This is a genomic window from Desulforegulaceae bacterium (assembly GCA_034006035.1).
In the GTDB taxonomy this organism is placed as follows: domain Bacteria; phylum Desulfobacterota; class Desulfobacteria; order Desulfobacterales; family JACKCP01; genus JACKCP01.
Map to the genome: position 1 here is coordinate 1 of JAVETN010000016.1, position 13,917 is coordinate 13,917.

14 protein-coding genes are annotated in these 13,917 nt (G+C 36.1%); 5 read left to right on the top strand and 9 right to left on the bottom strand.

The genetic code is table 11. The features are described from left to right. Positions 1-925 (top strand): prenyltransferase (locus RBR53_10630; GenBank protein ID MDY0133108.1); only part of this gene is annotated, 925 nt, incomplete at its 5' end. 171 nt (positions 926-1,096) lie between these two features. Further along, entirely contained in the window at positions 1,097-1,615 is a 519-nt protein-coding gene (locus RBR53_10635) for a lycopene cyclase domain-containing protein (GenBank protein MDY0133109.1), read from the top strand. A gap of 65 nt (positions 1,616-1,680) precedes the next feature. Here RBR53_10635 and RBR53_10640 read toward each other — a convergent pair whose 3' ends face one another. Then, a complete protein-coding gene (locus tag RBR53_10640; GenBank protein ID MDY0133110.1) occupies positions 1,681-2,235 on the bottom strand; it encodes a (2Fe-2S)-binding protein in 555 nt (184 codons plus the stop codon). A gap of 21 nt (positions 2,236-2,256) precedes the next feature. Then, the gene (locus tag RBR53_10645) at positions 2,257-2,862 is read right to left on the bottom strand and encodes a MarC family protein (GenBank protein ID MDY0133111.1); all 606 of its coding nucleotides are present in this window, start codon (positions 2,860-2,862) and stop codon (positions 2,257-2,259) included. A 107-nt stretch (positions 2,863-2,969) separates the two neighbouring features. Here RBR53_10645 and RBR53_10650 point away from each other — a divergent pair, with 107 nt between their 5' ends. After that, positions 2,970-3,698 carry a sulfite exporter TauE/SafE family protein gene (locus RBR53_10650; protein ID MDY0133112.1) on the top strand — a complete coding sequence of 243 codons (729 nt, stop codon included), beginning with the start codon at positions 2,970-2,972 and terminating at the stop codon, positions 3,696-3,698. 116 nt (positions 3,699-3,814) lie between these two features. On the opposite strand, the gene RBR53_10655 is transcribed toward RBR53_10650, so the two are convergent. Beyond that, the gene (locus RBR53_10655; GenBank protein ID MDY0133113.1) at positions 3,815-5,263 is read right to left on the bottom strand and encodes a TrkH family potassium uptake protein; all 1,449 of its coding nucleotides are present in this window, start codon (positions 5,261-5,263) and stop codon (positions 3,815-3,817) included. Next, on the bottom strand, positions 5,263-6,627 hold the full coding sequence (gene trkA / locus RBR53_10660; protein ID MDY0133114.1) for a Trk system potassium transporter TrkA: 1,365 nt from the start codon (positions 6,625-6,627) through the stop codon (positions 5,263-5,265). Before trkA ends, RBR53_10655 begins: the two co-directional genes overlap by 1 nt. 131 nt (positions 6,628-6,758) lie before the next feature. On the opposite strand from trkA, the gene fliW reads away from it, so the two are divergent. Together fliW and csrA are read left to right on the top strand one after the other, a co-directional pair. After that, on the top strand, positions 6,759-7,232 hold the full coding sequence (gene fliW, locus RBR53_10665) for a flagellar assembly protein FliW (protein ID MDY0133115.1): 474 nt from the start codon (positions 6,759-6,761) through the stop codon (positions 7,230-7,232). Continuing rightward, positions 7,232-7,474, top strand: coding sequence for a carbon storage regulator CsrA (csrA, locus tag RBR53_10670; GenBank protein MDY0133116.1), 243 nt, complete (start codon positions 7,232-7,234; stop codon positions 7,472-7,474). Before fliW ends, csrA begins: the two co-directional genes overlap by 1 nt. Before the next feature lie 21 nt (positions 7,475-7,495). Here the strand turns inward: csrA and RBR53_10675 are convergent, their stop codons facing one another. The 5 genes from RBR53_10675 to RBR53_10695 all read right to left on the bottom strand — a co-directional run bounded on the left by RBR53_10675 (position 7,496) and on the right by RBR53_10695 (position 13,763). After that, positions 7,496-7,909 (bottom strand): flagellar protein FlaG, encoded by a 414-nt coding sequence (locus tag RBR53_10675; GenBank protein ID MDY0133117.1) that lies wholly within the window; start codon positions 7,907-7,909, stop codon positions 7,496-7,498. 11 nt (positions 7,910-7,920) lie between these two features. Further along, positions 7,921-8,310 carry a hypothetical protein gene (locus RBR53_10680; GenBank protein MDY0133118.1) on the bottom strand — a complete coding sequence of 130 codons (390 nt, stop codon included), beginning with the start codon at positions 8,308-8,310 and terminating at the stop codon, positions 7,921-7,923. Between the two features lie 13 nt (positions 8,311-8,323). Then, a complete protein-coding gene (gene fliS / locus RBR53_10685) occupies positions 8,324-8,779 on the bottom strand; it encodes a flagellar export chaperone FliS (GenBank protein ID MDY0133119.1) in 456 nt (151 codons plus the stop codon). Between the two features lie 13 nt (positions 8,780-8,792). Next, on the bottom strand, positions 8,793-10,172 hold the full coding sequence (gene fliD / locus RBR53_10690; protein MDY0133120.1) for a flagellar filament capping protein FliD: 1,380 nt from the start codon (positions 10,170-10,172) through the stop codon (positions 8,793-8,795). A gap of 105 nt (positions 10,173-10,277) precedes the next feature. Beyond that, a complete protein-coding gene (locus RBR53_10695; GenBank protein MDY0133121.1) occupies positions 10,278-13,763 on the bottom strand; it encodes a flagellin in 3,486 nt (1,161 codons plus the stop codon). Between the last annotated feature and the right edge of the window lie 154 nt (positions 13,764-13,917).

Below are 13,917 nucleotides of genomic sequence, written 5' to 3' on the forward strand. Positions count from 1 at the left end.
CAGGATTTCATCAAATAATGGAGTTATTATGCATACTATCCGAGTTTGGCTGAAAGCCTCTCGTCTTCAATCTCAAAGTTATATTTTCCTCCCTGTTTTGGTTGGTCAGGCTTTTTTTGTCTTTCAGGGAAGCCCATTGAACTGGCCTGTTTTTTTTATCATGGTTTTATTTGGGCTTTTTAACCAGCTTTATATCATTTTTGGAAACGATTATGCAGATATGGAAACAGATTGTCAGAATAAAACATTTAATATTTTTTCAGGGGGATCACGGGTTTTAGCTGATAAAGATCTTATGCCCGCTCAGCTTAAAACCGCTGCCATTATTATGGCTTTATTATGTCTTTTTTGCGGATTTTTTCTAACAGTTTTTTTTCACAGACTTTTTGCCATGCCCATTGTTGCAATTGCTCTGGTTTTTTTATGGTTGTACAGCTATAAGCCTGCAAAGTTGTCTTATCGGGGTGGCGGCGAATTTTTACAGGTGTTGGGCATTGGATTTGTGCTGCCGTTTTTTGGTTATTATGCACAAGCAGGTGATATTTCCGGGTTGCCATGGACCTTATTACTTGCAATGTTCCCCACACAGCTTGCCTGTGCCATGGCCACTTCCCTGCCTGATGAACCCTCGGACAGATTAAGTGGTAAACACACAATAACTGTACTTTTAGGGGAGAAAACAACCAAGAAGCTGATTATTATTTTGAATTTTATCAGTATTGTTTTTTTTGCCTTTGCAGGCCGGTTTTTAATAGGGAGACCAGCGGTTTATATCATTCTTTTGTTACCCTTTTTAGCCGAAATTGCACAATTTTTTTTCATGGACAGCAAACCCGGCAGTATCCGACTGACAGTTTTCAACTTTTTTTCTGTACTGATAACCTTGAGCTTAATGGGAGGGCTGGCAATTTTTTTGCTATGCTGATCTATGACCTATAATTTTTTAGTATTATCATTGTTTTTTCTTTTGCCCGGGATGATTATCTATTGGTTCAGAAAAGATTTGCGCAAAATGATTCATATCATGGCATTGTGTTCTATCCCGTTTGCTTTTACAGAACGTTTTTTTTATCCTTCATACTGGGAGCCGGTATTTTTGTTTAATTTGGTTAAAATACTTGGTTTTGGTATTGAAGATATTCTCTTTTTGGTAGGCTTGTCTGCCTTTACCTCAACTGTTTATGCTTTTTGTTTCAGGCTTTTGTATGTCGTGAAAAAAGGGAGAACTTTATTTAAAATTGTTTGTAGATTCCTGGGTGTTTTTAGTCTGACCTTTATTGGGATTGGCATTGCTGTTTTTTTTAACATTCAAATGATTTATGGTTCCTTTGGTATTATGTTTAGTATTGGACTTTTTATTGTTTTTTTACGTAAAGATTTGATTCTGCCCGGAGTAGCAGGAGGAAGTTTGTCTGTAATTGTTTATGCTCTGCTCTGTTTTTGTCTTCAATGGGTTTTCCCTGATATTTTTAAACTGACCTGGCATACAGAACAATTTTTAAATATTTTTATTGCAGGGATTCCCCTTGAAGAACTGATTTATGGTTTTGCAGCGGGTTGGGTTGCCACAGTTTTTTATCCTTTTGTTTTTTGTATGGGTTTTGAACCCCGCTGATTTTTTTCTAAAACAAAATTTGTAAAAAAATATTTTCCGGGTTTAATAATTCTATTTTTTATAAATCAGCAATTACAATTGTGTTTTATTATTTTGGATAAATCGGCAATTTTTTTATCAAGTTCTTTTAAACTAATTTTAACAGAATCTAAACTTTTATCACCGGTTTTTGAAAGTTCTTCTCTTTTTAAAAGGCCTTTTTTTATGGTATCTTTAAAAGCTCCTGAGCAACAATGGCCTGTAGGGTTGTTAATTCTGCAGTTTTCTCCAAGGGAGTTTTTAAGGTAAAAGGTTATTTTGTTTATTTCATCAAGGCCTGTTTTAACAACAGTTTTTATAATATCTTCTTCTTTTATGTTTTTGCAATAACATATAATTACAGGATCTGCTCCTGTTTTAAACCAGATTGGTCTTTTAAAATCGTTTTTGTGGATTTTTGTATTTATATCATTATTAAAATAGCCGGTTTCACAATCAGGGTTTCTGCATAAAGAAAAATCTTTTTTTCCTATTTTTTCTTTGAAACTTTTTTTTACTGCAAAAAGAACAGTTTCATTTTTTATTTTCTGGCCTGGCTCACCGCAGTCCGGGCATTTGTCTATTTTTTGAAGAATCTGCATTAAATAGTTCCTTTTAATTTTTTATTGTAATAAAAGTCCTTTTATTCCTTCGGCAATAAACTGGATTGCAAGGGAAGCAAGGAGTACTCCAAGGAGTCTTTTAAATATATTGTTTATTGTCTTTCCTGCAATCCTTACAATTGTTTTTGAAAAAATAAATGAAAAAAAGGTTATAAGATAAACTGTAAGGATGGATAAAACTATTGGAAGATGATTTGCTCCGGTATCTTTTGCATTGGAAAAAATAATTACTGTCATGGTAAGACATCCAGGACCGGCAATAAGAGGAATTGTCAGCGGAAAAACAGAAATATCTTCATATTCTTTTGATTCTATGTTTTCCTGATTTTCATCGGGTTTGGTAATCATGCCAAATGCTGCATAAAAAATAAGAATACCGCCTGCAATCTTAAAAGATTCCATTTGTATTCCAAGGTTTTCTAAAAGTCCTATTCCCCAGAATCCAAAAACCAGAACAAGAAATGTGGATAAAACAACAGAACGAAGAGCCATTTTTTTTATATAGGATCTTGGCTTGTCATTGGTTAATGCATTAAAAATCAATGAAGTTCCAATTGGATCGACAATAACAAAATATGCAATAAATGTATTAAGAATTGATTCCATAATAAACCACCTATTTTCTTTAAAGAAATTGGATGATTTATATAGTCTTGTGTAAAAAAATGAAATATAAAGTTTTTTAATTTTTCAATATCGATAAAGGAGTAACTATGCCAGAACTGGTGTTTATAGTGGCAGGATGGTTTGCAGGTGGTCTTATTAACGGTGTTGCAGGCTTTGGAGCTGCCATGATTGCAATGCCCCTGATTGCACCGTTTATTGATTTGTCGGTGGCAGTGCCAAGCTGTACCTTAATTGTACTGACTTTAAATTTTCAGGTTGGCTGGACATTTCGAAAATATATTCAATGGCGTTATGTCAAAGGGATTTTTATCGGGGCAATTCCCGGTGTAATTTTAAGCGTGTTTATCCTGGAGTATGTTTCTGAAACCTATCTTAAAGCCGGGATGGGGGCATTTATAACGCTCTACGCACTTTGGGGGTTGTATTCAGATAACCGGGGTATTAGGATCCTCAGTCCTGTATGGGGTTATCTGGCCGGCCTCTTGTCTTCTGCCCTGGGCATGGCGTTTGGCTTTAACGGACCGCCATTGGCTGCCTATATTGCCTATAGCGGCTGCTCGGCACAAGCTGTAAAGGGAATTCTTGGTGCAGGCTTTATTATCACAGGCACTTTTATAGTAACAGCCAAGGCAGTGACAGGTGAAATGACACAAACTGTTTTGCTCACCTACGCTTTTTCTACCCCGGCGGTGATAGTGGGCAGCAAACTTGGCATATGGGCTTCATCATATTTGAACGAGACTTCTTATCGCAAAGTGCTGTTTGTGGCTCTTGCTGCAATGGGACTAAAAATTGTGTGGTCTGTTTTTTTCTAAGAATTTATTACCAACTAACCCGTCAAGTCATCCAGGCCCTTTAATAAAAAGGATCATCAGTGAGATTACTCTGACTTATTTTGAAATTAAAGCAAATTTGTTTAGCTATACCCCAATCAATCTCTCCAAAAAGCAGGAACAAAAAGAATAATTACAGTATAAATTTCAAGTCTTCCAATAAGCATACAAATTCCAAGAAGCCATTTGCCAGCATCGGGAATGGAAGCATAACTTTCTGTAGGCCCAACATATCCAAAACCAGGGCCGATATTTCCTATGGCGGAAGCTGAAGCACTGATTGTGGTAAGAAGATCAACACCCATTGAAGCAAGAAGAATTGCTGCAATTACAAAAATCCCAATATACAAAACCATAAATCCCAAAATGCTGTGAACAACACCATCATCAAGGGATTGACCACCGATTTTAATCTGGCTTACAGCCCTTGGGTGAATAAGTTTAAAAATTTCTTTATAACAGTATTTGGCACAAATCATTATTCTTATAAACTTCATACCTCCGGCTGTTGAGCCTGCTGAAGACCCCACAAAAAAACAGAAAAAAATAATCACCTGGGACATTCCAGGCCAAAGCTCATAATCTGCAGTTGCATATCCTGTTGTGGTAATTATTGAAACAATCTGGAAAGAACCATACCTGAAAGCATCAAAAACATTGTCATAAACTGAACCAAAAAGATTGAAGGTTACAATAAGAGATAAAATCAAAATAGTAATAAGAAAAACTTTGGCTTCAGGATCGTTAAAAGCAGTTATTTTTCTGCCCCTGAGAAATTGAAAATGAAGAGTAAAATTAAGACCGGCCAGAATCATAAAAAATATAAGTACAAAATCTATATAAGCACTGTCATAATGGGCAATAGATGCGTTTTTTGTTGAAAATCCGCCACTTGGCAGGGTTGTTAAGGCATGACATAAGGAATCAAAAAAAGTCATTCCACCCAATTTTAAAGCTATAACTCCCAAAAGAGAAATTAAAGCATAAACCCACCATAAAAGTTTTGCTGTTTCCTGAAGCCTTGGCTTGAGTTTATCTGGCAAAGGAGTTGGAACTTCAGCTTTAAAAAGGGCCATTCCCCCAATTCCAATAAAGGGAAGAATTGCAATTGAAAACAAGACTATTCCCATTCCTCCAACCCATTGAAGAAAACTTCTCCAAAAAAGCAAAGATTTGGGCATGGCTTCAATATCAGTAAGAATTGTTGAGCCTGTGGTTGTAAGACCTGAAACAGACTCAAAAAAAGCTGAAGAAAAACTTGGGATTGAAGATGAAAACCAAAATGGCAAAGCACTGAAAAAAGATACTGCAGCCCATCCCAAAGTAACCATTGCCATTCCTTCTCTGGCACTCACAGGTCTTTTTGTTTTTCTCCTCAATCCAAACCTTAAAACTGCACCCATGGTTACTGAAAAAAGCATTGAATACAAAATTGAAACAGCTATTCCATCATTATAATATAGAGACCATAAAAGCGGAAAAATCTGGGCAAGCCCAGCAAAAACTATAAGAACTCCGCAAACCTCAAATACAAATCCCCATCTCATTAAAAGAACTCCAGTTTTACGCTTAGAATTTTTTCAATTTTTGAAACAGCTTTTCGTTCAGCAAAAATTATCACCCTGTCGTTTGGATAAATTATACTTGAACCTGTTGGAATTTCAATTTTATCCCCATGGATTATTCCTATAATCAAAGCTCCTTTTGGAAAGTCAATTTCATGAATAGGCTTATCTACAATTCCAGAGGTTTCAAGAGCAATTGCCTCCATTACTTCTGCCTGTTCGCCATTAATTGAAATAGCAGACAAAACCTTTCCCCTTCTAATGTGCTGTAAAAAAGAATCAATGGCTGAAAGTCTTGGATTTACCACTTTTTCAAGTCCGATAGCAGGCATTAATCCAAAATAACTAAATTTTAAAATTTTTGTTATTGTGCTGCCAGCACCCATTTTTTTTGCCAAAAGAGAAGAAAGAATATTTGTTTCCTCATCTCCTGTAAGACTTATCACCATATCCATGCTACCAATATTTTCTTCAAGAAGAAGAGACTGATCAGAGCCATCTCCATTTAAAACAATGGCTTTGTTTAATATATCTGCAAGATAAAGACATCGTTGCTTATCTATTTCAATGATTTTTGTGTTTATATTTTTTTCTTCAAGCTCAATGGCAAGTCTTCTTCCAAGCTCCCCTCCTCCCACAATCATTGCTTTTTTAACAGGTTTGTGTTCTTTCCCAAAAGCTGTAAGGGCAGGTCTTAAATTTTCCTTATCTGTAATAAGATAAATCAAATCACCTTTTTGCAAAGGGGTTTTACCCTGGGGGATAATAAGTTCTTCATCCCTGACTATGGCTGCCACAAGAGCCCTGGTATTTCCTAAAATGTTTTTCAAATCAAAAAGTTTTACTCCGTCCATGACAGAATCTTCATCAAGACGAAATCCAACAAACTTAACCCTTCCACCTACAAATTCTCCTGATTCCACAGCACCGGGTACATTCATCAGCCTGACAATTGATTTAACTGCTTCCATTTCAGGGTTAATTATTGCTTCAATAAAAGGAGGGCTTTCTTTTAATGCTTTATGATAATTATCAAAATCAGGGTTTCTTAATCTTGCAAACTTTCTAGTATTAGGTGAAATCATATTGGCAGTAAGACATGCCACAAGATTAACATCGTCTGAATCAGTTACCGCCAAAAGGGATTCCGCACCTTTAATCCCGGCTTCTTCAAGAACAAGAGGACTATTTCCATCACCTATGATTCCCTGAACATCTATTTTATCAGAAAGTTTGTTAATTGCCTGTGGGTTTTTATCTATGACCACAACATCTTTGTGCTCATTGGCAAGCCGGCTTGCAATATGGAATCCAACCTGTCCTGCACCCACAATAATGATTTTCAAAAGATTCTCCTGATATATTTTAGTTTTTTATTTTTTTACCGAATTAGACTATAGTGTTTTAACTACAATATTTCTTTTTACAAAATATAAGATTGACTTGCAACTTATATAAATTTTCACCGGAGGAACCTGTGGAATCAAATAAAATTAAAGTAGAAACAACTCGTTTTGGAGAGGTTGAAATTCTAAAAGAAAAAATATATTCTTTCCCTGACGGAATACCCGGGTTTCCAAAATGCAAAAAATTCTGCATTTTAGACAACAATAAAAATACTCTTTTCAAATGGCTTCAGTCAGTAGAAAAGCCTGAACTTGCCTTTGTTATTTTCGACCCTTTTCTTTTGAAAAAAGATTATGATATTTTTATTGATAATGAAGCCCTGAAAACACTTCAGGTTGATAAAAGAGAAGAAATAATTGTTACTGTAATCCTTACAATTCCCAAAGGAAAACCAAAGGAAATAACAGCTAACCTCAAAGCTCCTCTTATATTTAATATTGTCAAAAAAATTGGAAAACAAATAATTTTAAATGATTCTAAATACCCTCTTGAATTTCCTGTGTACAATTCTTTATCAGAAAATTCGGAAAAAGGAGATAAATAATGCTTGTCCTTGCCAGGCAGAAAAATGAAGCTATTATGATAGGGAATAATATTGAAATAAAAGTTGTTGAAATAAAAGGCGGCAAGGTAAGACTTGGAATATCTGCACCCTCAGATATCCCTGTTCACAGGAAAGAAGTTTTTGAAGAAATAATGGAAAAGAACCTTAAAGCAGCAGAGTTTGATATGGCCGATTTTGAAATTACTTCAGTACAAACCAAAGGAGAAATGGACAAACTTTGACCTGGGTCAAATTGTTTTAAATCAAACTTCTTTACTTAAAATAACACCTTCAAGACTGCCGTTTACACGAAATTTTTCCATAAGTTTTACAAGATGTTCTGGTGGAAGTCCTCTTATCACCTCTCCTGTAACCCTATCTTTAACCTGGACCATCATTTGATTTATTGTCTCATTAAATGAAAATTCAATTGAAGTATTTTGGTGTACCAGGTCAGAATTAATAAACTTTAAAACTTCCTCAAGAGTTTCTTTATCTTCTACCAGATTTTTAAAATAATCCTGGACATCCTGAGCAGTTTTTTCAATATGCTCAGTTTTTTTAACCAAAAGCTCAGATCTGGCAGTTTCCATATTTTTTACTGATGGATTTGAACTTTGAAAATTTTTTATATCGGCAACCTTAGAAACTTCAATAGGTTTTTCTGTTATTTTCATATTTACCCTCCCTAATTATTTGCCCAGGCTTTTCCATAGGCATTCAGGGCGTTTTTCCCCTGTCTCATTTTTCCAAGACGAGTGGAAAGAAGTTTTTTATATTCGGTTAAAACCTCTTCAAGATCGTCCTCTCTTTCAATAATAAACTTAAGCTTTTCAACCATTTCTTCAAGATAAATTTTATTTTCCAGATTAATTTTGCTTTCTTCAGAAAAGATATTGTCAAAATAACTTTTAATTTCCTTAAAAAACAAATCTCTTTCAATTCTTAAAACTTCAACATCAGTTAAAAAGCTTTTACCATTTTTTAACATAGAAATATTGTTTTCAACAGTTTCTCTGTGAACATCCTGCATTGATATATATCTATCAAACAATTCTTCCATGATATCTTCTTTCATAAAAACCTCTTTTTTAAATTGCAACGGAAAAAGACTTTCTTTCCTTAAGCTTTTGTGGAGCAGCCTCTTTTTTTTCAGAGGAAACATCCTTATTTATTCCCATGACTCTTTCTTCCCAGAGTTTTTTAAGCTCTTTCATATAATTCATTGAGCGTACAATAATTTCAGTATCATGGGTAAGATTAGCTTTGGGAAGCTCTGAAAGCATATAAAGATAAAGATCTCTTAAGTATTGAGCTGTTTCTCCGCCTTTTTCAATATCAAGGCAAGAATTTAATTCAGTTATTATGTTAAGGGCTTTGCCAAGATTTTCACCCCTTAATTTGGGATCTTTTCTTTCAGTTCCTATTCTTGCTTTTTCAAGAAACCTTAAAGCCCCGTCATAAAGCATCTGAATAAGTTTATTTGGATCTGTTACTGTGCTTACCTCTGTTTTTCTATAAGCACTCGCTCTATTTTGATAAACCATAAAAGCCTCCGGATTATTTGTCTTTTGCAGAATTCATTGAATCTATCTGCTGTGAAAGATATGAAGACATGGAGCTCATTCTGCTCATATACTTATCAAGCTCAAGAAATTGCTTTGCCATTATATCATATCTTTTATCAAGTCTTTCCTGATCACTTGCAACTTGAGCTACAAGCTTGTCATACATTGACTGAGCTGAATTTTTTTCAACAAAAACTATACCGTTTGCAGCACTTGTTGCAGTTCTAAACCTGTCATTGACTATATCTGCCCAGCCAGTGACATCATTTTCACTATCTCCAAGAAGAAAGTTTTTTAAATCTTCAAAGTTATTTTCAATTGCATTTTCAAGAGTGCTTTCATTGATTATTATCTCACCATCTCTTGTGTATTCAATTCCAAGATCAACCATTGAAGTTATACTTCCATCAATATTTATTGGATTTATAACATCGTTTATCAGCTGGGATCTAAAGGTTCTTAAAGAAGAAAGATTGTAAAACGAGCCTTTTTCATTTGTTTCTGTATTGTAATTGCTGTTTATTTTAATTTCAGAAAGAGATTCCTTAAGGCTTTCCACAAAAGATAAAATCTGATCTTTAATTGAAGATTTGTCAGTTTCTATTTCAAAAGAAGTTTCACCAGATTTCTGAAGATTTAAGGTTGCTCCCTGTATTATGTCACTTATTGAATTAGAAGCCCTTTTATAACTGACTCCATCAACTTCAACTTCAGCATCAAGACCTGACCCGCCTGCTCCGGCTTCCTCTGCAAGTTTAAATCCTGAAAGTTGATCTAAAATAGTAATTCTTCCTTCTTCACCTATTGTTTCAGATCTTAAAAGAAGCTTGTAAGAATCTGCTCCGCTTCCGTCTTTTATAACACTTGCCTTTACTCCGGGATTATTTGAGTCTCCATTTATCATTGAAGCAAAACCAGAAAGCCTGGTTCCACTTGCCACCTGAAGGGAAACAGATTTTCCATTCATTTCATAGGTAAATGTTTGAGCTGAACCAGTATCATTTACAAAGGAATCTCCTGAAGCCATTCCTGATTCTGATTTCCAGGAGCTTTTCTGGGCAAGGGAATTGACTTTTATATTGTAAGTTCCAAGTTCTGCACCTTCAAGGGTGTTTACACTTAAAACAGAAGAGTCTGATAAATTTGACTCTCTTCCCATATAGGTTGACTGAAGACTTAAATTAAGGGCAATATCTTTTGTTTTTAAAAACTTTGATTGCAAAACATCAAATTTTTCAATTCTCTCTTTATATTCTAACTGCTTTGATTCTTTTTGTCTGATGGGAATTCTGTCCGCTTCTTTAAGCTGATCAAGAATATTTTGAAGGTCAAGACCAGAGCCTATTCCCAATGTTGAAATTGAACCTGCCATTTTATGCCTCCTTTTAACATCCTGCATCAGGTTTTAAGATAAACTCAAAACCTGAAACTGAATGTTAATTATGAGGGGATTGAATCCCCCCATTTTTAGTTTAATTTACTGAAGCAGTCTCATAACGTTCTGAGCTGTAGCATTTGCCTGTGACTGAGCATAGGTTCCTGCCTGCATCAATACCTGCATTTTTGAGAACTGTGTACTTTCAGCTGCAAAGTCAACATCTCTCATTGCACTTTCTGTTGCCTGTACGTTTATTTTTGTAACAGAAAGGTTTGCAATTGTACTTGTAAGCTGATTTTGAGTAGAACCAAGTCCTGATCTTATTTCATCAAGACGCTCAAGAGCATAGTCAGCAGTACGGATTGCCATTTCTGCACCTTCCTGAGTTGTCACATCAACATAAGCAATGGCTGTAGAGTAGTTAAGACCGGCAAGAATTGTACCGTCGCCTTTCAGGTCAGATGTGGCTTCTGTTGAAGCACCACCGCCTGCAAGACCTACTTTACCAAGACTAAGCTCTCTTTGACCGGCATTACTTCCTGCACCATCAACTGTGAAAGCTTCATTGGCTACAAGACGTATATTACCCATGTATACTGAATCCTGAGCAACACCTACGTTACCGAAATCAGAAGCAAACTTAACGTTTTTGTTTCCTGTTGCTGTTGACTGAACATGAATATTTCTTCCGTCACGGGCATTAAGAACAAGAGCTCCGTCTTTATCAATGCTTGCCATTACACCTGTTTGATCTTTATATTCATTTATTGCATTGATAAGAGTATGGTCGGCATCGCCGTTTTTAAGCTGCATTCCGTTTCCACCGGTATTATCTCTAACTATATCAACACCGTTGATTTTAAGGTCACCCTGCTGAAGAATACCAGCAGTTACAGTACCTGCACCTGTTTGCTGTGCCTTGATAATATCAGCTTCAACACCTGTGTGCTTTGATATACTGTTAATTGCTTCTGCCCAGGCAGCAGCACTTCTGTCACCTAGAGCATGGGAAATACCATCATCTGAAGGCTGACCTATGTTATAGCCGTTTATTGCTATATCCCCGGAATCATAGCGCATACGATCATTTCCAAAGATAAGGACATCGTTTCCACCGCTGTTTTCTGATCCGTCAGCTTCTGAAGTACCGTTAATACTTCCTGAAAGCCCTATTTTACTCAGGTAGTTATCATTACTCTTATCTGAATCAACAGCAGCTCCTTCAATCCTCATTTCAGTTGTAGTTATACCTTCTGTTGTGCCTTTTACAAAGTTAAGCTTGGATGGATCAGTACCTGAAATTGTTATATCATCATTGGCTGAAATAAGCCTTATCCTGTTTGATACTCCGTCATCTGTACTATAGTATTCTGCACGGATTCCCATCTGCTGGAGTTCTGTGTTGTCATTAATTGCATTAAGAAGGGTGTGATCGTTATCATTGTCTTCAATGTTAAGAGCTCCTCCTGATGCAATATCAACACCGTTAATTACAAAATCTCCACTATTAACGGCAACTTTTTCTATTTTATCTTCCGAACCTACCATTGCTCTTGCGTTGGAAAGGGTTAAGGTCCCCTGGGCTTTAAAATCTGAACCACTAGCATGCTGCCCATTTACTAGAATAGAACCTTTAGCATTTGAAAACGTAACTTCCTGACCATACATACCCACTACTTTTAAAGCACCGTTAGTAGTACCATTGGCTATATATTCAGCTCTGATACCAAGTTGCTGTGCAGAAAGATTATTATTAATGTCATTAGCAACAGCTTGAGCACCACCTGAAGTTGTAAGACTAACTCCATTGATCTCCATATAACCATTAGCATCACCGAATGTGAATATTGTTTCTGTTGTTGCCTTTGCCTGAACACCGGTTTCATTTACCTTGGCGTTTATTGCTGCTGCCTTTGCAAATGCTGTTGTTGATGTTGTTACTGCTGTTGCTCCTGAATGAACAAATTGTCCTCCAGCTGCACCAATTTCAATACCATTTATTCTGATATCACCTTCTTCAAGCTTAGCTGTAGAAACAGCATCGGTTTTAAGATATGCACCTGAAAGAACAAGCAAATCGTTTCCAGATTGATTACCAACCCCACTTGGCTCAAAAGAACCATATTGAGCACCTGAAAAACCTATTTTACTCAAATAGTTATCATTAATTTTATCAGTATCTGTTGCAGAACCTTCAAGAACAATACCATTTGTCTGGATTCCCTGGGTTGCACCTTTTTCAAGGTTAACTTTACCAGGATCTGCTCCTCCAATAACTATTTGATCATTTTCTGATATAATTCTGATTCTGTTGGCTAAACCATCATCCATACTTACATATTCGGCTCTTACACCCATTTTCTGGAAAGTGGAATTATTGTTTATTGCATTTAAAAGAGTGTGATCGCTGTCATCTTTTTTAATAGAAAGAGCACCGCCTTGAGCAACATCAATTCCATTAATGGTTAAATCACCTGCACTAAGTGAAACTTCAGATATTCCTTCAGTTGACTGAGTCATTGCTCTTGCGTTGGAAAGGGTTAAGGTTCCCTGGGCTTTAAAATCTGAACCACTAGCATGCTGCCCATTTACTAGAATAGAACCTGTAGCATTTGAAAACGTAACTTCCTGACCATACATACCCACTACTTTTAAAGCACCGTTAGTAGTACCATTGGCTATATATTCAGCTCTGATACCAAGTTGCTGTGCAGAAAGATTATTATTAATGTCATTAGCAACAGCTTGAGCACCACCTGAAGTTGTAAGACTAACTCCATTGATCTCCATATAACCATTAGCAGCACCGAATGTGAATATTGTTTCTGTTGTTGCCTTTGCCTGAACACCGGTTTCATTTACCTTGGCATTTATTGCTGCTGCCTTTGCAAATGCTGTTGTTGATGCTGCTGTAGTACCAGTAAAAACAAACTGGTCACCAGCTTTTCCAATTTCAATACCATTAATTCTTAAATCACCTTCTTCAAGTTTATCAGTTGTTACTGCATCACCCTTAAAAAAAGGCTTGGAAACAGAAGCTTCAGCCTGTCTTGCAGTATTTGCATAAGCCATGGCACCAACAACTTTACCACTTGCATTTCCAATATTTACATTGGCGGTTTCATCTTTGTAAGCACCAATATGAAACTGCTTGTCAGTAAAAGTGCCGTCAAGAAGATTGATTCCATTATATGCTGTTGTTTCAGCAATCATATTAAGTTCTTCAAGAAGCTTGGTAACGTCAGCCTGGATGGCTTTTCTTGAAGCAGCACTTTGGGCGTCTGAAGCTGCCTGAATTGCCTTGGTTCTGATTGTGTTAACTATATTTGTTGATTCTTCAAGAGCTCCGTCTGCTATCTGAATAATGTTAACACCATCACTTGCGTTTGAAATAGCCTGACCAATACCTGTATGCTGAGCTTTCAATGTATTAGCAATAGCAAGCCCTGAAGCATCATCAGCTGCCTTGTTGATTCTTAAACCACTGGAAAGCCGCTCTAATGATGAACTTAGTGCATTATCAGTTTTGATAAGGTTTTTGTGTGCATTCAATGCCTGAATGTTTGTATTAATTCTTAGACCCATGAGTTTCCTCCTTGAAATTGATTAAAATAAATGCATCCTTGCATTTGGCTTTGAGTTGTCTGACTTAAAATTTAAGTTAATTTGAGCCATTACCTCCTTTCACTTAATGTTTTAATAAGCTTATCGGAGGCAGACTGAAATGACTTTAGGAAAT